General features: G+C 58.0%; 16 protein-coding genes and 1 pseudogene. All 17 read right to left on the reverse strand.

Annotated features, from left to right (window positions below):
• Positions 1 to 86: 86 nt before the first annotated feature.
• Positions 87 to 1,472: a PepSY-associated TM helix domain-containing protein gene (locus tag ACN0VM_RS09445; protein WP_417450626.1), complete on the reverse strand. Its 1,386-nt coding sequence runs from the start codon at positions 1,470 to 1,472 to the stop codon at positions 87 to 89.
• Between the two features lie 52 nt (positions 1,473 to 1,524).
• On the reverse strand, positions 1,525 to 3,663 hold the full coding sequence (locus tag ACN0VM_RS09450; RefSeq protein ID WP_417450627.1) for a TonB-dependent receptor: 2,139 nt from the start codon (positions 3,661 to 3,663) through the stop codon (positions 1,525 to 1,527).
• A 187-nt stretch (positions 3,664 to 3,850) separates the two neighbouring features.
• Positions 3,851 to 4,252 (reverse strand): DUF2946 family protein, encoded by a 402-nt coding sequence (locus tag ACN0VM_RS09455; protein WP_417450628.1) that lies wholly within the window; start codon positions 4,250 to 4,252, stop codon positions 3,851 to 3,853.
• A gap of 152 nt (positions 4,253 to 4,404) precedes the next feature.
• Positions 4,405 to 6,126 (reverse strand): SulP family inorganic anion transporter, encoded by a 1,722-nt coding sequence (locus ACN0VM_RS09460; RefSeq protein ID WP_417450629.1) that lies wholly within the window; start codon positions 6,124 to 6,126, stop codon positions 4,405 to 4,407.
• 46 nt (positions 6,127 to 6,172) lie between these two features.
• Positions 6,173 to 7,921 (reverse strand): TIGR01244 family sulfur transferase, encoded by a 1,749-nt coding sequence (locus tag ACN0VM_RS09465; protein WP_417450630.1) that lies wholly within the window; start codon positions 7,919 to 7,921, stop codon positions 6,173 to 6,175.
• A gap of 30 nt (positions 7,922 to 7,951) precedes the next feature.
• Entirely contained in the window at positions 7,952 to 8,818 is an 867-nt protein-coding gene (locus ACN0VM_RS09470; RefSeq protein ID WP_417450631.1) for an MBL fold metallo-hydrolase, read from the reverse strand.
• Between the two features lie 38 nt (positions 8,819 to 8,856).
• Complete coding sequence (locus tag ACN0VM_RS09475; RefSeq protein ID WP_417450632.1) at positions 8,857 to 9,279, reverse strand: metalloregulator ArsR/SmtB family transcription factor; 423 nt, start codon at positions 9,277 to 9,279, stop codon at positions 8,857 to 8,859.
• Positions 9,269 to 9,940, reverse strand: a complete 672-nt coding sequence (locus ACN0VM_RS09480) for a peroxiredoxin (RefSeq protein WP_417450633.1) — start codon at positions 9,938 to 9,940, stop codon at positions 9,269 to 9,271. Before ACN0VM_RS09480 ends, ACN0VM_RS09475 begins: the two co-directional genes overlap by 11 nt.
• 190 nt (positions 9,941 to 10,130) lie before the next feature.
• The gene (gene gabT / locus ACN0VM_RS09485; protein ID WP_417450634.1) at positions 10,131 to 11,438 is read right to left on the reverse strand and encodes a 4-aminobutyrate--2-oxoglutarate transaminase; all 1,308 of its coding nucleotides are present in this window, start codon (positions 11,436 to 11,438) and stop codon (positions 10,131 to 10,133) included.
• Positions 11,438 to 12,865 (reverse strand): NAD-dependent succinate-semialdehyde dehydrogenase, encoded by a 1,428-nt coding sequence (locus ACN0VM_RS09490; RefSeq protein ID WP_417450635.1) that lies wholly within the window; start codon positions 12,863 to 12,865, stop codon positions 11,438 to 11,440. The genes gabT and ACN0VM_RS09490 overlap by 1 nt, the downstream gene beginning before the upstream one ends.
• Positions 12,866 to 12,899: 34 nt before the next feature.
• Positions 12,900 to 13,751 (reverse strand): carbon-nitrogen hydrolase family protein, encoded by an 852-nt coding sequence (locus ACN0VM_RS09495; protein WP_417450636.1) that lies wholly within the window; start codon positions 13,749 to 13,751, stop codon positions 12,900 to 12,902.
• A gap of 14 nt (positions 13,752 to 13,765) precedes the next feature.
• Entirely contained in the window at positions 13,766 to 15,019 is a 1,254-nt protein-coding gene (locus ACN0VM_RS09500; RefSeq protein WP_417450637.1) for an MFS transporter, read from the reverse strand.
• Positions 15,016 to 16,701, reverse strand: coding sequence for a hypothetical protein (locus ACN0VM_RS09505; RefSeq protein WP_417450638.1), 1,686 nt, complete (start codon positions 16,699 to 16,701; stop codon positions 15,016 to 15,018). Before ACN0VM_RS09505 ends, ACN0VM_RS09500 begins: the two co-directional genes overlap by 4 nt.
• Complete coding sequence (locus tag ACN0VM_RS09510; RefSeq protein ID WP_417450639.1) at positions 16,698 to 18,113, reverse strand: sulfotransferase; 1,416 nt, start codon at positions 18,111 to 18,113, stop codon at positions 16,698 to 16,700. The genes ACN0VM_RS09505 and ACN0VM_RS09510 overlap by 4 nt, the downstream gene beginning before the upstream one ends.
• Positions 18,114 to 18,235: 122 nt before the next feature.
• Positions 18,236 to 20,599 carry a TonB-dependent receptor gene (locus ACN0VM_RS09515; protein ID WP_417450640.1) on the reverse strand — a complete coding sequence of 788 codons (2,364 nt, stop codon included), beginning with the start codon at positions 20,597 to 20,599 and terminating at the stop codon, positions 18,236 to 18,238.
• 127 nt (positions 20,600 to 20,726) lie between these two features.
• A complete protein-coding gene (locus tag ACN0VM_RS09520; protein WP_417450641.1) occupies positions 20,727 to 21,353 on the reverse strand; it encodes a TetR/AcrR family transcriptional regulator in 627 nt (208 codons plus the stop codon).
• 173 nt (positions 21,354 to 21,526) lie between these two features.
• Positions 21,527 to 22,843 (reverse strand): annotated as a pseudogene (locus tag ACN0VM_RS09525) (xylulose 5-phosphate 3-epimerase); the annotation flags it as partial.

Raw genomic sequence — 22,843 nt, forward strand, 5'->3', positions numbered from 1 at the left:
AAACCTCGGCCATATCCGCCCATATAACCGGAGGGTCCTGAGGCGCACCGGCGGAACGCCCGACCATCCTTGCTGATCAGCTAATATCAGGACCGGAGGCCAAGCCATTGGCGCACAGGCGCGATCCTGCCCAGGATAAGCTGTTCAGCCGCAAACACGGCAATCAGTGATAGCCCGAGCGCCGGGAAAACCACCCCGAAAGCCAACAGAATGACAGCAATGCTCCACGCACGCTTGCCGGATGCAGGCGGCGGCGCACCAAGTCCTGCCTTGCGGCGTTTGAGCCACATGACCGGCCCGGTGATGGCCAGTGCCACGCCACACAGCGCAGCAAACAACATAATAATCTGGTTGGGTACACCAAAATAATTGCCCATGTGAAGCTGCACACCCAGTTCAACCGCCTTCGCGCCCACCCCATAATCGGCATAAGCAATATCGTTGATCACATCGCCGGTATACTGGTCCAGGTGGATGGTGCGCTGCCCCTCTGGCTTGTCCGGGTAGGTATACGCGGTAAACACATCGTGTTTGTCCTTTGGGTAGACCAACCGGTAGGCGGTTGTCAGCCCTTCGCGCGCGAGGATACTGGCTGCGGTGCCCACATCTATGGGTTCCGCGCCCGCCATCTGGTGGTGTCCGTGGTCAGACATGGGGGCGGGAGCACTCTCCAGCGTCCAGGCGATGCCAGGCGTTGTCTCCGCTAATGTTGTTGTCGGGTCGGACATAACAGCCGCATGGTTGACGTGCGTGCGGTAGGAAGCTGGATAGCCGCTGTCTGTAAGGTCCAGAAACCCCTGCAAATAGCCGCTCCAGTGTGCGGACCACGGCAGTCCGGTCACAATGAGGAATAAAATAAACACAGACGCCCACATGCCAACAACCGCGTGAATTTCCCGCCACATCAAACGACCCTTCAGACGGCGCGGCAGAAACACGCCCCAGATCGCCCCGCCACCACGCGGCCACCACAGGTAAAGCCCTGTCATGATCAGAACAATCGCCCAGCACGACGCCAGTTCAACGATATTGCTGCCACGATCGCCGATCAGAAGCGAGCCGTGCATCTTATCGGCAAAGCCGACGAGCGTATCACCATAGATGAATGAGCCAAGCGCCACCCCCGTCACCGGGTCCACAAAAACGCGGAACGGCTCGCCCATCTCGGGTGTCAGAAAGACCGTCGCCGTACGCTCGGACGTGACCGGCAGGTCGATACGCGTCGCGGTACTGGCAGGATAGGCCGCAAGCGCTCCGTCAACCATCACTTCAGGCGCCAGATGCGGGCCTTCGGCTGAGGCGAAACGCCAGTCGCCGAAAACAATATCTTCAATCTCCGTATTAAACAGATAGATCGCCCCGGTGATGGAGAGGATCAGCAAAAACGGCGCCACCAGCAGACCCGCATAAAAATGCAGCCTGAAAATGCTTCGGTGCAGCCGCATGTCGGTCAGGAAATTTTTACGCGCCATGATCAGGCTCCTATAAGAGCCCGGCAGCGCGCAGCCGCCGGGCACAGGTACTTTAGAAGGACGTGGAGAGCGAGACTTCAACACTGCGGCCTTCGCCAACAAACACGAGGCTGGAGGAATAGCCCGACCAGTCTGCATAAAATTCATTGCTGAGGTTACGGCCCCGCACAGTGAGTGTGCCAAAAGGCGCTTCCCACGCCACGGCAGCGTCAAACAGGGTGACGTCGTTCACCTTGATGCTGTTGGCGTTCGAGGTATAAAAATCACCGTTGAAGCGCACGCTGCCGGTGAAGGAGAGCGGCAGCGCCTCAGGCGAATAGGTCACCACAAGATCCGCCATTTGCTGAGGCGTATTGGCCGGACGATTGCCGGAGCGGTCTACCCCGCCACCTTCCAGAAGCTCATCAAATTCCGCGTTGAGGATCGTGCCGCTGAAGCCGATAGCCAGTTCATCCGTTGGTCGCCAGTTCAGGGCAATTTCACCACCATCCGAGGTCTGGCTACCGCCCTGCACAGTCAGTGCCACGTTGGCGGGGTCACGGGTCAGGATATCATCCTGCCGGATGTGGAATGCAGACAGCGTCACATCCACACGTCCATCCGCGAAGGTCGACTTGATGCCCGCCTCGTAGGAACGCCCCATAGACACATCAAAGGACGCGCGGCTTGAGCTCATAAAAAGGAGGCCGCTCACCGGAACAGCTGCCTTGCTGTACTGCGCAAAAAGCTGGGTTTGCGGCAGCACATTATAGACGGTGCCGACACGCCATGTCAGCGGGTTATAGTCCGCACTGTAAACATCGGCCGCGCCCGAGGTGGCGTCCGCCACTTCGCGGTCGAGCTTGAAATCATCCAGGCGGATACCGCCCACGATCAGCCAGTCTGGCGTCACATTAAAGGCATTCTCAGCGAAGATGGCGCGTGAGGATACATCCGCCGTGACATTCTGCCTGTATGAGAAGTTGGCCGCGTTATCCGCAGGGAAAGTGCCACGCACCGGATCGTGTGGATCGACAGAGCCTGCGGAATCGAAGCGCCGTTTGGTATAAAAGTCCGTCTCGCCAAACTCAACCCCGATAGAGAAACGGTTGCGGCGCCCTGCTATGTCACCGTCATAGGCCGCATGCAGGCGCTGGTTCCAATACTGGTGATCATGCGTGATCAGCGTGGCACCCCGGTCAATAAGCCCACTGCCCGCGTTGAACGTGTATTCGTCCGCATCACGCCACAGGCGGTCGGAATCATACCATGATGTGTCACTGACAAGCGTCCAGTTGTCGCTGAGCGCATAATCAATGCGTGCGCGCAGCCACAGGGTGTCTGAATCCATCTTGCCGTCTTCAACGTTAAAGTTGATGTCGCGCATTGCGCGGTCAAGCACGAGGCCTGCGCTGCCGGAAACGGCACCTGACGGGTCTGTCGCTGCAGCCACAGACACAAGCGGTGTACCATAGTAAGCGGTTGAGAAATCATCGCCCGAGAAGTCCGCCGACAGCTTGATCGTCAAACGGTCCGTCGGTTCAATGAGCACGGCAAGACGGCCCGACCAAGCCTCTGAGTCTGTGTCGTCCACCCACCCGTTTGAGCGGGAATAGGATACGTCACCGCGCAGGGCTACCTTGTCGCTAACCGGTACGTTGGCGTCAGCGGCGAGGCGCATGCGGCCATGACTGCCGTAACTTGCGAACAGTTCACCGCTTGTCTGGTCAAGCTTTGGTGCGCGCGGCACGAAGTTGATGGCGCCAGCAAGCGCGCCCTCGCCCGATGTGATGGATGCCGGGCCCTTGATGACCTCAATACGCTCAAAATTCCAGGCATCCAAGTTGCGCATACCCGCATCCGAATTTGGCATACGCACGCCGTCATAAAGATAGTTAACCGCCCGGTGAAACCCGCGCATGGACACAGACGCGACAGACCCCGGCAGATTGCCTGATGCCACACCTGGCGCGGTGTTAAGCGCCTCAATAAGCGACCGCGCGCCCTGCGCCTGCAGATCATCCTGTGTAATGACATCAATGATGGCCGGGGTTTCCCGGTTCGTCAGCCCAAGGCGGCTACCAACATCAGGCGTGCTGTCAAGCCTACGCTCACCGGTGACGGTAATGATTTCCACGTCGTCATGATTAGCGTGCGCAAGCGGCGCAACAAGCGCAATGGTGGCTGTAGCAAAAAGAAAACGGTTCGTCATGAATTTATATCCCAAGCAGGTCTGCCGCAGGGAGCAGACGGCTAAAAAAGTCAAAGTATTGCCGGATGGCCCGGCGAAATTGTCGGATTAACCCCGGCTTTGCGGGGTAGTGGGGAAAGGCATGGGATACGTGTTCAGTTCAGGCACATATGTGTGCCATCAAGTGATCAACAACCCCCGAACGCCTTCAGGCGCGGGGTGGCCCTGTGGCCCAGGGAAGGGCGGCGAGGGCACCTGCAACAGGCGCATCATCAACCGGCTGAACAGTTGGGGGAATTTCGCGGAAGGCGACAACTGGCGCCGCAGGCGGCAGGGCTGGCAGGGCGGCGTGAGCGAAGGTCGCAAAGGGACAGGCAGTGCCTTGCCCGCCATCCGGCACCGAACCTGCCGGATGGTCGGCAGCATCCGCCAATGTACCGGTACGGAAATCAAGCACCGCATCGGCAGGGCCGTATCCTGTACAAAGCGTGATGGAAACAAACCGCCCGTCATCCGACGACGTGAGCATATAACCCGTCGGCACAAGGGCACGGGCAAACACCGCCAGCAGCAATATCGCTGCAAACGTCCAAGTAAACCCGGACCTCATTTCCCGCCAAGCTTTCACCATGAGGCCTGAGTTAACCGAACCAAACACAATTCGCAACACAGTTAATGGCCTGTGACAAATTGAAGCGTTTCAACGATCCATCCCCTGTCGGCGCCCTCAGCAGAGCCAAACGCAGCAGGGCCACTGGACGATTAGCTGTTCTGTCGCACCAGCATCTCGTAAGCCTGATGCTGGCTCAGGAACACCTGCCCGCTTAATTCGACAAGAAAATCCGACCGCTCCAGCCGGTCCATCACAGGCCCCTTGACCTCGCTCAGGTGGAATTGCACGCCCGCGTCCGAGAGACGATGGTTTATTGCCTCAAGGCTTTCAAGCGCGCTGGCATCAATCTCATTCACCGCCGGACACATCAGTATCAAATGTTTGAGCTCGGGCCGGTCTGCGATAAGTGCATAAACCTGATCCTCCAGAAAGCGGGCGTTGGCAAAATAGAGACTTTCATCAATGCGCAAGGTGACCACAGAGGGGCAGGTTTCAACCTTATGCCGCAGGACATTGCGGAAATGTTCCGTTCCCGGCACACGGCCTACAATGGCACAGTGTGGTTTGCTACTGCGGTAAAGATGCAAAAGCACCGATAGCAATACGCCTGAGGCAACGCCCGCCTCGACACTGACACCAAGGGTCAGGAGGATGGTCACAGCCATAGCCAGAAAGTCACGTTTGGAATAACGCCATGTCTCCCGCATCATGCGAGTATCGATCAATGCCAACACCGCGACGATGATTGTCGCGGCCAAGGTAGCCTTCGGCAGATAGTGGATGAGCGGCGTCAGAAACAGGGTTGCGAAACCGATACCCACCGCCGTGAACATACCCGCGGCAGGGGTTTCCGCCCCGGCATCAAAATTTACCACGGAACGGGCAAAGCCGCCTGTCACGGCATAACCGCCACTCAAGCCGGATGCGAGATTTGCCGAGCCAAGGGCGATAAGCTCCTGGTTCGGGTCGATACGCTGACGCTTTTTGGCCGCCAGTGTCTGGGCAACCGAAACGGATTCCACAAAGCCGATCAGGCTGATCAGGAAAGCGGGTAACAGCAACTGTTTGACCAGATCAAGGTTGACACCCGGCAGGCCCAGGCTGGGCAAACCAACCGACACCTGTCCGACGATCGCCACGCCCTTCACATCCAGCGCCCAGAAGGCTGTCGCGAGCGTCGTGCCAACAACCGCAAAAACGGGGCCGGTCTTGACAACAAAGCTGGCAATGCCGGCGGGCATATGCAGCATTTCAAGCACACTGCCCAAACGCAGACGAACAAAATAAAGGAATGCGAGACTTGTAACACCGATGGCCGCCGTGGGCACGTTCGCCTCATCCAGGCCGGCTATAAGCGACGAGGCCACCTGCAACAGATTATGCCCACCCGCAGGAACCCCCAGAATGTGCCTGACCTGACTGACGGCAATGAGTATGCCGGAGGCCGAGATAAAACCCGAAATCACCGGATGGCTGAGAAAATTTGCCAGAAATCCGAGCCTCAAGATGCCCATCAACAACAAACACCCCCCGGACAGAAGCGCCAGAAGAATCGCAGCCTCAATAAATCCCGCGCTTCCCTGTGCCGCGACCGAGCCAACGGCAGCAGCCGACATCAGCGAGACAACCGCAACCGGCCCGACTGCCAGGGTGCGACTGGTACCGAACACCGCATAAAGCACAAGAGGCAGGATACTGGCATACAGCCCCACCTCTGGCGGCAGCCCTGCCAACATCGCATAGGCAAGAGACTGGGGTATCAGCATGATTGTGACAATCACGGCTGCCGTTGCATCGCTCAGCAGGGTCTGGCGACTATACCGGCTCCCCCACTCCAGAAACGGGAACAAGCCTCTGAGTGCCTGAATCATATGCCTCTCTTTATCATATGCTTATCTCCCTAAGACCGCGCGGGCGTTAACTGGTTTTCTCACCCGAAAAATCGCACGCGGTTTCCACTTCATGAGAAAGCGGTGAATGCGAAATGACCTCAGGTTTTGCCAACCATTCCCGGCCCTTCAGCATCAGGTCAAAATACAGTGCAGGCATCAACTTCTCTTTCAGAAACCATGCCAGCCCAGACGCCTTTACCGGATTGACCAGCCATTTTGGGAAAGTTGGCTGTAACGCGCCACCATAGCCGAATTCAGCCAGCACGACCCTGCCGCGCTCCACCGTTAACGGGCACGAACCATATCCCTCGTAGAGAGCGCCGGTATTGCCACCTTCAAGAACAGAAATGATGTTATGTGCCACCACCGGTGCCTGCTTGCGCACTGCCGCCGCCGTCTTGGCATTCGGGGCCGAACATCCGTCACCGATACCAAAGACGTTACCGTACCGGCTATGCTGCAGAGTCTCGCTGCTGACATCGACCCAGCCCGCCTCATCGACAAGAGGTGACCCTCGCATGAAATCTTGTGGCCCTTGTGGTGGGCAGACATGAATAATGTCAAAGGGTCGCTCGACAAGTGACTTGCTACCGTCCGCGCCTGTTACCTCGAATGTTGCCAGCTTCGCGGGGCCATCGATTGCCAGCAAATTCTCCTGAAAGCAAAGCTCGGCGCCGTATCTTTCCACATACCGCATCAGTTCAGGCACGTATTCCTTCACACCAAAAAGCACGGCCCCCGCCGTGTGAAATGCCACATCAATATCAGCAAGGGCACCCGTGCGACGCCAATGGTCGCAGGCCAGATACATGGCTTTCTGCGGCGCGCCAGCACATTTGATCGGCATGGGAGGCTGGGTAAACAGCGCTTTGCCCTTTTTCATCGTTTTCACCAGCTCCCAGGTGTAGGGGGCCAGATCGAACTGATAGTTGGATGTTACGCCGTTGGAGCCAAGGGCTTCACGCAGGCCGTCAACCCGGTCCCAGTCAAGCTTGATGCCGGGGGCCACGACAAGGCTGCGGTAAAAAACCCGGTCACCACTCTCCAGCACCACAGCGTTTTTCTCCGGCTCAAAATGAGCAACCGCCGCCCGCGTCCACTTGACGCCGGCGGGCATCACATCCGCCATCGCGCGTTTTGTCTGATCGCGGGAGAACACACCACCGCCGACAAGTGTCCAACCCGGCTGGTAATAGTGCGTGTCGCGCGGTTCAATAACGGTAATGTCCAGACCGGGCCTGCGTTTCAGCAGGCTGGCCGCCGCAGCGAGGCCACCCGCGCCGCCACCAACAATGACCACATCATGCACCTGCGGTTTCTGCGCGAATGCCTCAACCGCCACGCCTGATGTAATGTCCCGTCGCGCATCCAGTTCTGCCGCTTTGCCGGACAAATCATAACCGGCAGCCGCGGCAGTCTCGATGATGGCTTCGGTCGACAAATGCGGTGCCTTGGTGCAGGCCCAAAGCGTGATCGCGCGTGTGCCCGTGCGGCAAAAGGACAGTACCGGTCCCACCATCTCGTCACGGGCCAGCCTGAATGCCTCAATATCAGCATCCGTCATCTTGCCGGGAACAATCGGTATGTGCCGGTAAGCAAGGCCGAATTCTCTTGCGGCGTCGGCGATTGCCTCGGAACCGGGTTGGCCGTCTTCCTCAGAGTCCGGGCGCACATTGATAATGCCCTTGAAGCCCTTGCCCGCGAGAATGCTTATGTCCTTCACCGTTATCTGCGACGAGACTGACAACCCCGGCGTTATTTTCCTGATATCCATGGCACTATCCTTTCAATGTGGGCTTGTTGATCAAAGCGCATCAAGGGGTATTTTCAGATATCGGGTGCCGTTGTCTTCCGCTGGCGGCAGATGACCAGCCCGCATATTCACCTGCACCGAAGGCAATATCAGCCGTGGCATATCAAGGGTTTTGTCCCGGCTTGTGCGCCATCCAACAAATTCGTCGACGCTCACCCCGGTGTGCACATGGATATTGTGCGCCTTCTCCTCGGCAACCGTGGTTTCCCAGGCATAGGTATCCCGGCCTGGCGCCTTATAGTCGTGGCACATGAAAAGCCGGGTTTCATCAGGCAGGGCAAAGATCTTGCGCACGGATGCAAACAATGTTGCAGCGTCACCACCCGGAAAATCACAGCGGGCGGTGCCATAATCAGGCATGAACAGCGTGTCGCCCACAAAACCCGCATCGCCAATCACATACGTCATGCAGGCAGGCGTATGGCCCGGTGTATGAAGGACATGCGCCTTGATATTGCCAACCGAAAACGCGTCACCGTCTTTGAACAGAACGTCGAATTGACTACCGTCACGCTCAAATTCGCTACCCGCGTTAAAGAGCTTGCCAAACGTGTCCTGTACAACTGTGATCTGGTCACCAATACCAAGCCTCCCGCCCAACGCCTCTTGAATATAGGGGGCGGCGGAGAGGTGGTCAGCGTGGACATGTGTCTCAAGAACCCACTCGACCGAGAGGCCCTGCTCACGCACGAATGCGATGATCTCATCTGCTCCGGTCTTGCTGGTACGCCCCGAGTTGGGGTCGAAGTTCAACACGGAATCGACGACAGCGCATTTTTTCGTCTCCGGATCGGCCACCACATAGCTGAACGTATTTGTCGGTTCATCAAAAAATTTGGTTACATCGGGTTTCATCATTTTCTCCTGTTTTGTCGCATCCCCCGGGTAGGCAAACTCTATTCTGCACGGTAGGGATCAGGCTTGAGACGCAGTCGGGTGCCGGGGCGCCCCTCTACTTCCGGCAACACTTCAGGCAGCGCGCCCTTTTCCCCACCTTCCGGAGTATCCACGCCTGGCCCGCCCCAGGATTGGCACAAAACCTTCATCAGCAGACGCAGGCGTTCATTCTCCAAGCGATAGAATACAGCTTTCGACTCCCGCCGGGTGGCAACCAGTTCCTCGTCCCGCAACCTTGCCAACTCGCGCGAGAGTACCGGTTGGCGCACCCCGGTTGCCTCCTCGATTTCGCTGACAGAGCGCTCTCCCTGCATCAGTTCGCAGGCGATCAGAAGCCGGTTCGGATGGGACAGTGTTTTCATCAGCGCCGCCACTTCAACCGCGTGGGCGCGCACGACTTCAGCCGTTGCCTTATGCGTCATGGGGTGCCTCCGCGAAATACCAGTCCCGCTGGCTCTGTGGCGAAGCTTCAGCTCTTGCTCGCAACTCTTCAACCGTTTTGGGCGGCGCTTGCAACAGCGGTGCTTTTGGCGTCCAGCCTTCCGGTGCAACAACATCACCTGCCGCTGTCGCCCTGAGGGCAGCCAACACCCGCAACATCTCGTCAACTGAGCGTCCCACACTCATGGGATAGTGCAACTGCGCACGCACTACCCCCTGCGGGTCGATAAAAAAGACCGAGCGCACGGTCGCTGTACTGACCGACGCTTCATCAATCATGCCGTAGGCTTCCGCCACTGACAGGGACAAATCCTCGATAATGGGGAAACTGATACGCACACCAAAGCGTTCCTCAATGTTCTGTGTCCACGCAAGGTGGGAATAAACGCTGTCCGCGGACAGGCCAAGCAGCTCGCAATCGAGCGCGCGGAACTTGTCTGCCGCATGTTCAAAGGCAACAAACTCCGACGTGCAAACCGGCGTAAAGTCGGCCGGGTGCGAAAACAGCAGCAACCACTTTCCTTGATAATCGCTCAGGCTCCGCACCCCAATGGTGGTGCGTGCAGTGAAGGCCGGCGCTCTATCGTTCAAGCGCAATGGCCTGCTTACCGTGATAGTTTCCAAGCCTTGTTGCTCCGCCATTTTTTTCTCTCCCGAATTTCAATTACACTTTAATATAATACATTATTGTAAATTGTAAATATTAATTGAGAGACACCCTGCCTCGACGCGACCATACCGGGCGTTTGGCGCGCATAAAAAAAGCTGGAAGCGCTTGGTAAAAGCAGCCTCCAGCCTTGTTGTTTCAATATTTTGTGTCAGGTGTAACTGATCAGCCGCGCATCACTGCCTCTAGGATATCAAGACCCTCCCCAAGGATCTCATCCGGCGCTGTCAACGCGGGCAGGAAGCGGATCACATTGCCCCTGATACCGCACGAAAGCAGGATAAGCCCGGCCTCCGCCGCGGCTTTCACAATCTCCGCCGTGCGCACCGGGTCCGGCTGGTCCGCCTTGCCATTCTTGACAATCTCGATCGCGATCATGGCGCCAAGCGCGCGGATATCACCGATCTCCTTGAGGCCACTAGCCTGCATCGCGGTGAGGCGTTTGGTGAAGAGGGTACCGATCTCGTCGGCGCGGTCGCAAAGGCGGTCTTCCCTGATGATATCAAGGACCTTCAGTCCCGCGACACAGCCAAGGGGCGAACCGCCATAGGTGCCGCCAAGGCCGCCGGGTGCTGCCGCGTCCATTACGTCTGCCTTGCCGATGACACCAGAGATCGGGAAGCCGCCTGCCATGGCCTTGGCCACGGTCATCAGGTCAGGCTCAATCCCGGCATGCTCGGTCGCAAACACGCGGCCGGTGCGGGCAAAACCGGTCTGGATCTCGTCACAGATCAACAGCATGCCATGCTGGTCACACAGTACGCGCAACGCCTGCATGAACTTGGGCGAGGCGGCATAAAAACCACCCTCACCCTGCACCGGTTCAAGGATGATGGCCGCGACGTCTTCAGGCGCGATATCAGCCTTGAACAGATCCGCCACCGCGTCCAGCGCCATCTCTTCCGTGATACCGTGATACGGCACGGGGTAGGGTACATGGTAGATACCCTGCGGGAACGGGCCAAAGCCCACCTTATAGGGCGCCACCTTGCCCGTAAGCGCCATGCCCATCATGGTGCGGCCGTGGAAGCCGCCCTTGAAGGCAATCACGCCGGGCCGCCCGGTGGCAGCGCGTGCTATCTTGACCGCGTTTTCAACCGCTTCCGCGCCCGTGGTCAGGAAGATGGTTTTTTTCGGCGTGTCACCCGGCGCGAGCTCATTAAGCTGTTCCGCCAGCGAAACATAACTCTCGTAGGGCGTGACCTGAAAACAGGTGTGGGAGAAATTGTCTATCTGCGCCTTGACAGCTTCGGTGATACGCGGGTCACCATGGCCGGTGTTGGTGACCGCAATACCTGTGGCAAAATCCACATAGCGCTTGCCTTCCACATCCCACACTTCGGCGTTCCTGGCATACGCCGAAAAGCGCTGGTGCATGCTGCCCACACCGCGCGGCACGGCCTTTTCACGGCGGTCCCACAGGTCCTTGTTTTTCTGCGTTTCACTATTCACCGGCTTCACATTCTTCAGCATCAATCCAGCCCTCCCAGGAGGCAATATTTGGTTTCCAGATAATCGTCGATACCGTATTTTGAACCTTCACGGCCGAGGCCCGATTGCTTGACCCCGCCAAACGGGGCCACTTCGGTTGAAATGATGCCTTCGTTGATGCCGATCATACCATATTCAAGCGCCTCTGCCACGCGGAACACGCGGCCCAGATCACGCGCGTAAAAATAGGCGGCAAGGCCATAGGGCGTATCATTGGCAAGGCGGATAACCTCGGCCTCATCGCTGAATTTGAAGATGGGCGCAACGGGGCCAAAAACCTCCGCCTGTGCGATGGTCATCTCGGGTGTGACGCCGGTCAAAATGGTAGGGGCATAAAAGCCCGCACCCGCACAATGGCGGCTGCCGCCGATGACCGCCTCAGCGCCACGGGCGACGGCATCGTCAACGAGCTCGGCCACCTTGTCGCAACCGGCCTTGTTAATGAGTGGCCCCACGGTAATACCCACATCTGCGCCGTGCCCGACACGCAGGGCAGCAACAGCATCTTTCAGCTTTGCAACAAAAGCATCGTGCACTGCTTCATGGACAAAAAAGCGGTTGGCACACACGCAGGTTTGCCCCGCATTGCGGTATTTTGACGCCATGGCCCCCACAACGGCCGCATCGATATCTGCATCCTCGAACACGATGAAGGGCGCATTGCCGCCCAGCTCAAGGCTGACTTTCTTGATTGTGGACGCACACTGCGCCATCAGGACACGCCCCACAGCGGTTGAACCGGTGAACGAAAACTTGCGCACGGTCGGGTGAGTGGTCAGCACTTTGCCGATTTCCGCCGGTTTGGTGGTTGTCATCACCTTGACAAGCCCCTTTGGCAGGCCAGCGTCAAGTGCCAGTTTCTCCAGCGCGAGTGCGGTCAGCGGGGTTGCCTCAGCCGGCTTGACAACCGCGCTGCAGCCAGCGGCCAGTGCGGGCGCCACCTTGCGGGTGATCATCGCCAGCGGGAAGTTCCACGGTGTTATCGCTGCGACCACACCGATGGGCTGCTTCAGCACCATGATGCGTTTACCCTGTGCGAAACTCGGAATCACGTCACCGTAGACACGCTTGCCTTCTTCGGCGAACCATTCGATGAAACTGGCGCCATACAGCACTTCGCCGCGCGCTTCCGCCAGCGGCTTGCCACACTCCGCAGTAATAATTTCAGCCAGCTCGTCCGCGTGGGCCACAATCATACGGTGCCACGCCATCATCAGGCTGGCGCGTTCCTTCGCGGTGCGCTGTGACCAGTCACGGAATGCCTGTGCAGCCACTTCAATGTGGCCTTCCACCTCAGCGCTTGTCATGTCGGCCACGGTCATAAGGGACGCGCCCGAGGCCGGGTCAAAAACCTCAAGCCCGCCTGATTTGGCCGCAAAATCTGCTACCAACGGGAAATGTTGGGTCATTGGAACTCTCTTCTTTGTTTGAACTCGGTGGTGATCAACTGCCGCGTTTTGGAATCTCAAGCACGCCAAGACTATTCAGATAGGTGCTCTGGCTTGAGCGGTTCTCCTGCGGGAAACTGTGGCCAGCGTCGCGGAAGCTTTTAAGCGGTTGCCCAAGGCCCATGAGACCCCGCTCCCGGCTGCGCCGCACGCGCTCTAGATCTATTTCTACCGGGATGATCTCTTCCACTTCGCCCGCCTGATGCAAGACTTCCCCGTCAGGCCCGGCAATCACAGACCGTCCGTTGGCCTGCTCACCCGCACCATTGATATCAATCACATAACACTGCTGCTGTGCGGCCGTGGCCCGCACCATGGCGCATTCCACGTCCCGGTCGATCGAGTTGGTCAATGTGGGGTGAAGTATCACCTCCGCCCCCAGGGTCGCCAGCGCACGGCTGGTTTCAGGGAACCACATGTCATAACAGATGGACACGCCAAAGCGCCCGGCATCCGGCACATCAAACACGCAAACCTCATCGCCTGCGGCAACGCCTTGCTCATAGGGCAGGAAAGGGTACATTTTGCGGTAACGGGCAACCACTTTGCCCGCGTCCGAGATTACCGATGTGGTGTTATAAACCGCGCCTTTGTGCTTCTCATAAAGCGACCCGTTGACGATCCAGACACCAAGGTCAGCGGCCAATTTCGCCAGCGTATCCTCGGTCCCCGACGGCAGGCTTTCCGCTGAGCGCGTGGTGGCACCACAAATGGCCAGCTCCGACAGCACAATCATCTGCACCCAGGGGTACCGCAGTGTGGTCTGCCTGATTTTTTTGATCACCAGATCAAGGTTGCCGCTGTGCGGAAGTGCAAGTTGCAAGCCTGCGATGGCAAACGGTTTCATAAACTATTCCTTCCCTACTCGATTACTTCAGCCGCCGCTTGTGGCGGTATCGGCGCGGCGCGAGGCCCGGCGTCTGCTTTGCTGTCCAGAAGGCGCGCCGGCATGAAGGCCGCCGCGATGCACAGCACAATGCCCATAAGCGCCAGGTTTATCAGCAAAGTATAATTGCCCTCACCGATCACCAATGCCGCGACAAAGGGGCCGGACGCCAAACCCATTTTGGAGAAAAAGCCCGAGAGCGCCGCCATCTGCCCCTTGCCGTCAAACGCCGCACACATGCCCAAAAGATAGGGGATGAGGAACGCCCAGGTGATGCCAGTGATGACATTGGCGGCAAAAAACAGGCTGGCGTTCCCTGAAAAGCGGAACAGGAACATGCCAACAAGGGTAACCAAAAGCCCCAGCAGCAGCGGCTTCAGGCGGCCGTTCCTGAGCCCGATAACATACACAAAAACCGCACCCGCGACCGAGATCCAGTTGGCGATACCAAGTGTGGTGCTGGTGCTGTTCGTGGTCAGGCCTTCACCTTTGCCAAGCTCAATGACATAAGCCGCAAGCCCCATATTGGCTGCCTGAAAACAGAAGACCGCCAGAAGCGCAAGAATAAGCGGCTTGAAATAGGGCCCGGTGCCATCTTTTTGCGCTTCCATAACGGTTTTTTCCTTGGCCGGATACGGCGCGAGGAAGGGAAGCATCACAAGGGTGATGGCGCTGAACGCCATCAGTGCAATAAAAAGCACCGACGTGCCGTACAAGGGCACCAGCTTCGGCAGGGTCATCAACCCCACGCCGCCAAGGCCGTATTGCACCACCAGAAGCATACCAAAGGTGCGGTCAGGCGCCGGGGTCCGCGCGATGACCGAAAAGCCGATACCAACCAGAAAACCACCGATGGTGCCGTGCACAAACCGCATGGCGATCAACACGGTCCCGTCTGTCTGCACGGTGGAGGCAATATCCATGACAATAAGCCCGACAAGCGCAACCGCTGCGGCTTTCTTCCAGTTGAGATATTTGATCAGAAACACGGTGATCAGCGCGCCAAGCGACGCACCATATACATTGGCTGACGCCACATAGCCCGCTGTCGCCTTGGAAAAGCCGAGCCCCTCGACAAGACCGCTCACCAGCGCTGGCATGATGTTGACATAAAACAGGCCCGCCGTAGTCAGAAACGCCAGCAGAACGGGGGCTATGTGCCCGCCAGGGTCTGCTTTTCGCACACTGCCGCCATCGGCGGGGGGTGTGACTTTACCGCTATTGCTCATGAAGTCTCTCCGCAGATGGGTGTGATGGCCGAGAGCGCCTTGACCGCGTCAGCGAAGACGTGGAGGCCGCTGTCGGAGAAATAATAATAAACGTTACCGCCGGGCAGCAGTACAACTGTGATACCGCCGTAGCCTGAGAAAAACGGCAGCCAGGTATCTGCCTTGCAGCCAAGGCTTTCCCGCGCATTCCAGGCCCAGAAGCCGTTTTTATAGCGCAAGCTTTTCGCCCCCGCCTCAAGACCACGATCCCTTGGCTCGCGCTGTAGTGCGGCGGCCAGCGGATGCGGCGCGAACTGGCTGATGAGCCGGGTATCCCCACCAGCCAAAGCGGAGGAGACGCGGGCGATATCATCGGTTGTCAACACCATGCCGTAACCGGTGAAGGGCGCCGCATCCGGTCCGCCGGTCTGGCGCATAATGGCCATCAAGGGGCTCAGCGGCATGGACTGCCAGATAGGGACAAGCTGGTCGCGGTAATAGTCCGCGCCTTCAGCGGCGCGTTTGGCAAGGAAGGCATTCATCGCCACCCCCAGAAGATAGGTGTCCGACGTGTGGTAGACCCAGCGCTTACCAGGCTTTGTTTTGGATCCGAAATGAGTGCAGGCGAACGCGGTTTTTTCCTGCCCCGCCAAGGTGGTGAAAAAGCGCATATAGGGCTCTGCCGCTTCATCCGCATGGGGCACCCGGCTTGCGTAGCGCCCTGTGCTCATATTGAGCAGGTCACCCAGCGTGACATCACCCCAGTCGGCGCAGGCTGGTATAAGGTCCGATACTTTGGCAGTGAAGGCATCACCGTAAAGCCCTTCAAGCCGCATCAGCCCTAGCCCGCCCGCCAGTGATTTTGCCAGCGAGTAGGACGGCAGCACAAGACTGTCGCAGTGCGGGTAAGGCCCCAGCCGCGTGGCACAACCGCTGCGGTAATGCAGGCCCTCAAGCACAAGGCCATAAGCGCTCATGAACGCGGGCGGGATGACATCGTCTTGCGAAAAGTTTTTCTCTTCAAGGCCTTGCGGCAACTCCGCCATGGTACGGACCGGCAGCCGTGCGGCCTGAACCGCGCGATGTGTCTCACGGATGGCTGAGGCACCTTCCACCGGCCCCGCGGACCAGTCCGCTTCATACGCTGCCCAGAAGTTGAACTGGAAATAGGCGCAGGTTTCGCTGCCGATTTGCGCGAGCGCCACCGACGCTTTGCCCAAAGCATCAATCGCCAGCAGAAGGGCACCATTGTGGATACAGTTGGCGTTCTTCTCCATCAAGGCAAAGGGCAGCGAGATAAAGCGCTGGCCGCGTGCCTCCGCCCAGCTTTTTCCGGGAGTGAAGATAAGGTCAAAATAAGGGTGTGCTGTTTCAATAATCCCCTGGTTTTTCGGGATAATATCGTCACCTTCCTGCACCAGATCAAGGTCGATCACAGGCAGGGAGCGCACGGCATGATCGGGGTTTGCCGCAATGTCGCCGGGGTCACGCACAAGCTGAAAGCCACCACCAAGCGCGGTCATGTCAAGGCGCAGACGACCTTCGAGCGGCGCGCCCTGTGTAGCGCCCTCGGGGGCGATGAAATCATCAAAGGGCAGCGCGAGGTAAAAGGCTTTTTCACCCGCCAATAATGCGTCCCGCGTGGCCGTGTCTGCCTGCGCCGGGAGCGTTATAAAACTCAGTAAAAACAATAGCCTGATCATGAAAAGCCCCCCTGTTTCACGTCAATGCCCGCCGCTTCCAGACGGCCGACAAGCGGTGCAAGTCCTTGCGCATGGTCGCGCCAGCGGCCAATGGAAGACGTATACACCGGGCGGCGCACTTGCGCCGCGGATGCTGTGGCGCTGGGGCTGGCATTTTCATGGAACGCGAGCACCCCGTCCTGCCAGTCAAGCCCGCAGTGGCTCAGCAGGCGGCGGCTTTCGCCCGCCGGGTCAGTGACCAGCTTTTCGTATTGCAGATCAAGGATTTTCCCCGGCATTACTGCGTGCCAGTGCGCCATCAGGCGGTCATAGGCAATATAATAGTCCGCAAGCTGGTCAAGCCGGTAACTATAGGGGTAGCCCATGCGAAACAGGGTTTTATAAATGGCAAAACAGGCATCCAGCGGGTGGCGCCTCAAATGGATGATGCGCGCGCCCGGCATGGCCTTGGCAATCAGGCCGAGATAGAGGAAATTGGCAGGGGTTTTATCGATCAGCACAGGGGCGTCAAAGCCGCGCCCACGTGTGCTGCCTCCATATTGTTCCGATAACGAAATAAAATTGATTTCAGCTGACTTTTCAACCAGTTCCATTCGGTTCTGGACCGGGCCAACCAGCCGCACTATACTGGTGGCAAGGTCGCTTATTTCGCCCAGGCTGGCAACAGAGGTGTGCGAACTGAGGATACGGTCCACCAGCGTGGTGCCGGTACGCGGCAGGCCGACGATAAACACCGGTTGGTGTGTGCAATTCTGGCCAAAATCTGTGCAGGAATTGTGCAGGGATTCGGCACTTTTTGTGCTTGATGTGTGCAGCGGCTGTGCAATGCAATCAGCGTCAAAAACCTTGGCGATTTTTGCCATGGTTTCGACGTCCTGGCCCACGTCATAGCGCATCATTGATGCCCGCAGGTTGGCGCCGCGCACAAGATGACCGAACGATTGTTCGGTTTCACCGATATCTTCATATTCCTTGGCCAGCGCATAAAAAAGCTGCACCGCGCCCTTACGGTCCGGAATGCCCGCCTTCAGCAGCGCTTCCATGGCGTGAATGTGATTGTCATCCGCCGTCCAGCGCCTGAGCGTGGCGCGGTTATAATAAGCGTCATAGTCACCCGGCTTGAGCGCGATCACTTTCTCAAGCCAAGCTTCCGCATCTGCCATACTGCCAAGGGCAATGGCCGCTGTGGCCGCGTTATAGAGAAGGCCCGCATCATCTGGCGCAAGAGCGAGCGCCTTGCGGTAAAGCGCGTCGGCCGCGCCAAAGAGGCCAAGCTGGATGTAGCGCTCCGCAACTTGCTGGAGCGAGACGACATCACGTGCCGCGCCTGCCGCCTTTGCCAGCAGGTCGCGCGCGCGGGCTGAGTGCCCCTCTGCGATAGCGCGGTCTATATCTGGCAAACGTTGCGGCATGACACCTTCTCAAGCTGGCGTGAAACAATTGGCATGAAACGGGGAGCCGGGGCGGCGCACCACCCCGGTCGGTTATCTTTTAGCCCAGTCCGTCACCTTGGGTACTGTGCCAAGTTTTTACGCTAGAAGCGATAGGTTGCCGACAAGCCAAAGGTACGCGGCAGGGCGATCTGCTCCTTCGAGCCATTGCCATAATACCCTTCGCTTGGCCGCGTGCCCATATAGGCCTGCTTGAACACCGCGCTGACACCCTCGGCATTGAAGATGTTTTTCGCCCATATTGTGAGGTCAACATTGCCGCGCGAAAGCGTCATTGAGCCATTCCAGATGCTATAGGCCGGCAGCGTGCGGTCAAATTTCGCCGATGTGCCGATGGAATTGCGCGTGGAAGACTGCACATAGCCATCAATGCGGGACGTCAGCGTCAAGCTGTCGCTGATCTCATAGCGGTGATCAAGCGCCACATTGAACATATGGCGCGGCGCACCCGGCAAGCGCGCACCGTCAGCCGCGATCAGCGTACCAAGCGGCGAGTAGAAGTCTTCGCTCAGCGCCGCATCGGCGAAAGCGTAGCCAAGGGTATAATGCAGGCTCTGGCTCAGGTAACCGTCGAGCTCAACCTCAATCCCCTTGGTGGTCGCCTTGGAGCCATTCTGCACGGTGAAGAAGCCCCATGCAGGAGTGGAGGTGTTGAGCTGCGGGTCAGACCAGTCAACATAAAACAGGCTTACGGTATACCGTGTGCTGCCTTTGGTGCCCTTGATGCCAAGCTCGAAGTTGTCCACGCGGTCGGCCTCATAGGTCAGCCACGCAGGGTCTTCGGCATAATAGCCTTCGGTGGGCACACCGTTAGCACCGCCACGGCGGTAGCCTTGCGACCACGTACCATAAAGCAGGTTGTCGTCATCAAGATGATAGGTCAGGTTTCCCTTGAAAAGAACCTTGTCTTCCTCGTTTTCAAAGGTCGAGGTCAACTCGGGGAACAGGTCGGTCCAGAACGGCAAGGCCATGAAGGTGTTCGACGTACTGGTGTTCTTGAAGTAGCGGCCACCAACCGTCACATCCAGCTTGTCGCTAAGCGCGTAGGTCAGTTCACCATAGACAGCTTTTTGCTTGAAGGTTTCATCCAGCACATAGTGGAAGTCCTGGTCGCCCGCGATCCACGGCACGTCAAAGCCGAACAATTCGTCCACATAAGCATTGGCACCGTAAAGGAAACTTTCCTGCGTCGATTGACGGTCCTGATCCTGATAATACAGACCAACCACATATTGCAGCGGCCCTTCGGCGTTGGAGACCAGCCGCAGCTCCTCAATGAAGGCTTTGTCTTCATAGGTGCGCGACGCCGTCGCCATCGGGCGCGGGTAGTTGTAATACCAGGAAAGCCAGCCGTTCTGCGCGTAAAAACCGGTGTTTTCGCTGATGCTGGCGCCTTCGTGGTCATAATAGGATGTGCTGGAGGTCAGTGTGGCGAAACCAAGGTCCACCGTGGCTTCAAGCGACGCCATTTCCACGTCGCTTTCAGCAGGCTCAAGCTGGATAGCGCCTACTTCATATTTGCCGTATTCGTTGCCGAAGCCGTCGCGGCCCACGGTCTGTGCGCGCCTGCCGCCCATATCGTCCGACTGACGGGTGTAGGTTGCGGTCACGTCAAACTTGTCGCTGGGTTGCCAGCGCAGGCTCGCGCGGCCAAACCACACATCATAGGTGTCAGCGTCTTCCACACTTTTATAGGATGCTGCCGGGTCAAGCACACCATTGGGCGCAACGGGAATACCGTTCGCGTCCAGCTCATACACATTCACATAATCAGTGAGGCCGGGGTAGTCCATGCGGGTGCCGGCAAAGCGGAAGGCAAGCGTGTCACCCAGCGGCACATTGAGCACCATGTCGCCGGACCAGCCAATGCTGTCCGAACCCTTAACACTGCTGAGCGAGCCCGTAACCTTGCCGAAAAACTCGTCAAACTGTGGTTTCTGGGTGATATAGCGCACGGTGCCGCCCAGTGCGCCGGAGCCATACAGCGTACCCTGTGGCCCGCGCAGCACCTCAACGCGTTCCAGATCCTTGATCAGCATGTTGGCGAACATCGGCGTGTCATTGATATAGGTGGAAACCGTCGCCGCAGCACTGGTGGCGTAATCGCCAAGGGCAGAGCTGTCCACGTTCAGGCCACGGATACGGATGCTGTTCACCGCACCGGCGTTCCTGGGGCCACGGTCGACAATCGCAACACCGGAGACAGAGCGCAACAGCTCCGCTGAATCGAGCATTTTGGCGTCTTCGATGCGCGCACCCGAAACCGCCGAAATATTATACGGAATGTCCTGAATGCGTTCCGCGCGGCGGCTGGCCGTCACGACGATTTCCTCAAGTGCGATATCGCCCGTCTCGCTGTCCTGTGCGAGCGCCGGCAAGGCCAGCAGGCCAGATAACGCCGTTGAAGACATGAGTGTCAAAGTTGACAGTTTGCCGATAGCCGACATGGCTACTCCTCCCATATTTATGTAATTTGGAAAAAATATGGCAGGCTATTTTTTTATAGTCAACTAAAATAATATGCGTGACTAATCATAAATTCCTCATGCGCGCCCCTATATCTTCTCTCCCACCTCATGCTTCCCGCACATAGGGGCTAATGATGATGGCAACGTCGCGCGCGATGGCTTCATGCAGGTCTGCGACGGTCATGGCTTTGAGATAGACGTAATTTAGGAAATGGATTCGCTCCATGCGGGTCAGCAGGTAAGCCAGTTCGCGCGCATCAAGTTCGGCGCTGATAATGCCCATATCCTGATAGGCCTTCAGCACAGATTCGATCGCGGCACCAAGCCCGCTGGCGATGGTATCAAGATAGCGCGGCGCAACGTCCGGGTCGGGTGCTGTGGCGACAAAGGCCACCACATGACCCCATAGCTCCCGCGAGAGGGCAGACAGCGTATCATTGACGTTGGAACGGATAACCTCGGCAACAAGGTCGATCGGATCATGGTCCGCCGCCTGTTTGCTGAAGTTGACCAGGGCTTCTTCGATCCCTTCTTCCCCACGGGCGACAAGCGCCAGCAGCAGGTCACCCTTGGTGCCATAATAATTATAGACCGTGGGCGCAGAGACCACCGCACGCGCGGCGATTTCTTCAATGGTGGTATCGGCAAAGCCTTTTTCGACAAATAGCTCCCCCGCGGCTTTTTCAATCAGCGCGCGGCGCTGCGCCTTCTGCCGTTCCCTCAATCCGGCCATCTGCACACCCTTTCCGTCATTATTTTTAATATTTTAACTCATGACTATTTTTATAGTGAAATAAATTATTTTTTCAACACGAAAACAGTCATAAGTTGTCCGATCTACCCCGGCGACAACCGGAGGCATGCGATCATGGCTTGGGGACCAGGCTGTTCGGGGCAGATGCCCCCTCACTGCCAAAGGGTCATGGGCGCAGCGCGGCCGAACAGGGCGTCCAATTCGGGCGGTGAAAGCAGCGTTTCAACGGGTATACCGGTGACCACGGCAACCTTTGCGAGGACATGCGCCCACGTACATCCATTGGCAAACAGCATGCCGTTGGCATCTAGCGTGCCGCCGCGGTTGGCATAACCGAGCACCATGGTTGTCTCCGGTCCGGTGTCCAGAGGGCGGATTGTGCCCAGATATGGTGCCGCCCGCGTGTGAGTCACGAAGATGCGGGACCGGACCTCAGCCGGAAACAATGTCTCCCGCACCTTGGGCACTGTGAGCATAGCCTGCTCAAGCGGGTCGCGCGCATCCCGAAAACGGCCCGGCTCCATCAGATAGTTCACCGCGTGGCGCACGCCCCGTTCATCCAGCCGGGCTGATGCTTTCAGCACTTCTGTCAACTGGTAGCCACCTGTCGCGGTCAGCAACAGGCCACTGTCTGGCGCTCCCTTCACCCGGACCGCGCCGTCACGCATCAACGCTTCGGACTGCTTGACGGACAGGCGCACCGGCTGGGTACGCTTTGGCACCACGAGAGACCAGATCACACCGCGGCTTTTGTATACTTCCGCGAGTGCGGCCTGTGCCGTGTTCCAGTCGCAGGGGAAAACCACACGGGAGACATCGGACATTTCCGACATCAGCACTTCTGACAGCGTTGTGTCCTGATGCGACTGCTCGTTCTTGCCGTTTTCCCATGCGTGGGATGTCAGGACCACAGGTACGCCCAACCAGTAGGGAAGCTGCCCGGCCAACCGACGGTTGCGGGCAAAAATGATATCCTGCCTCAAGGCGCCCAGCATCTTCACCGCAAAAGCTTCATAAGAACACACAAGGTTCAGCCCGCCCTTGTTGCCAAGCGCGGCACAAACCACCGCCTCTTCATTCAGGGCTGTGACCACCCGCCCGTCAACCGCTTCCGCGATACCGTCTTCCGGCGCGGTCACCCGGTGCTTTAGCAAGTCAAGCGTACGGTTGAGGTTGTTGCTGCGCATTTCATCGGGGTTACCAACCCTGACCCGAAGCTGCGGGTTGGCCGCCACCAAGCGGCAGAAATAGCTGTCAATCGCCGCCATCGGTGACACGGGCTCTGCACCGACGGACTTTCCTTCAGTTTCCGGCACCGACGGCGCGTCCACTGTCCGCGTGGCGATGGCGTGATCCCGTTCTTTGGGTCGCCCCTGGCTTTGGTGGTTCGCCAGTTCCCTGATGGCGGCAGCAAGCTCATCCTGCGGCACATGCAATTTCGCAGCGCCGTCATTAAAGGTTTCGCGGGC

It is taken from the genome of Kordiimonas sp. (genome assembly GCF_048260245.1).
Taxonomy (GTDB): Bacteria; Pseudomonadota; Alphaproteobacteria; order Sphingomonadales; family Kordiimonadaceae; genus Kordiimonas.

Coding starts and splice junctions, on each gene's coding strand:
- ACN0VM_RS09460 (WP_417450629.1), bottom strand. CDS start 6,126: ATGATTCAGGCACTCAGAGGCTTGTTCCCGTTTCTGGAGTGGGGGAGC.
- ACN0VM_RS09445 (WP_417450626.1), bottom strand. CDS start 1,472: ATGGCGCGTAAAAATTTCCTGACCGACATGCGGCTGCACCGAAGCATT.
- ACN0VM_RS09520 (WP_417450641.1), bottom strand. CDS start 21,353: ATGGCCGGATTGAGGGAACGGCAGAAGGCGCAGCGCCGCGCGCTGATT.
- ACN0VM_RS09480 (WP_417450633.1), bottom strand. CDS start 9,940: ATGGCGGAGCAACAAGGCTTGGAAACTATCACGGTAAGCAGGCCATTG.
- ACN0VM_RS09505 (WP_417450638.1), bottom strand. CDS start 16,701: ATGATCAGGCTATTGTTTTTACTGAGTTTTATAACGCTCCCGGCGCAG.
- ACN0VM_RS09470 (WP_417450631.1), bottom strand. CDS start 8,818: ATGATGAAACCCGATGTAACCAAATTTTTTGATGAACCGACAAATACG.
- ACN0VM_RS09515 (WP_417450640.1), bottom strand. CDS start 20,599: ATGTCGGCTATCGGCAAACTGTCAACTTTGACACTCATGTCTTCAACG.
- gabT (WP_417450634.1), bottom strand. CDS start 11,438: ATGCTGAAGAATGTGAAGCCGGTGAATAGTGAAACGCAGAAAAACAAG.
- ACN0VM_RS09490 (WP_417450635.1), bottom strand. CDS start 12,865: ATGACCCAACATTTCCCGTTGGTAGCAGATTTTGCGGCCAAATCAGGC.
- ACN0VM_RS09455 (WP_417450628.1), bottom strand. CDS start 4,252: ATGAGGTCCGGGTTTACTTGGACGTTTGCAGCGATATTGCTGCTGGCG.
- ACN0VM_RS09495 (WP_417450636.1), bottom strand. CDS start 13,751: ATGAAACCGTTTGCCATCGCAGGCTTGCAACTTGCACTTCCGCACAGC.
- ACN0VM_RS09510 (WP_417450639.1), bottom strand. CDS start 18,113: ATGCCGCAACGTTTGCCAGATATAGACCGCGCTATCGCAGAGGGGCAC.
- ACN0VM_RS09450 (WP_417450627.1), bottom strand. CDS start 3,663: ATGACGAACCGTTTTCTTTTTGCTACAGCCACCATTGCGCTTGTTGCG.
- ACN0VM_RS09465 (WP_417450630.1), bottom strand. CDS start 7,921: ATGGATATCAGGAAAATAACGCCGGGGTTGTCAGTCTCGTCGCAGATA.
- ACN0VM_RS09475 (WP_417450632.1), bottom strand. CDS start 9,279: ATGACGCATAAGGCAACGGCTGAAGTCGTGCGCGCCCACGCGGTTGAA.
- ACN0VM_RS09500 (WP_417450637.1), bottom strand. CDS start 15,019: ATGAGCAATAGCGGTAAAGTCACACCCCCCGCCGATGGCGGCAGTGTG.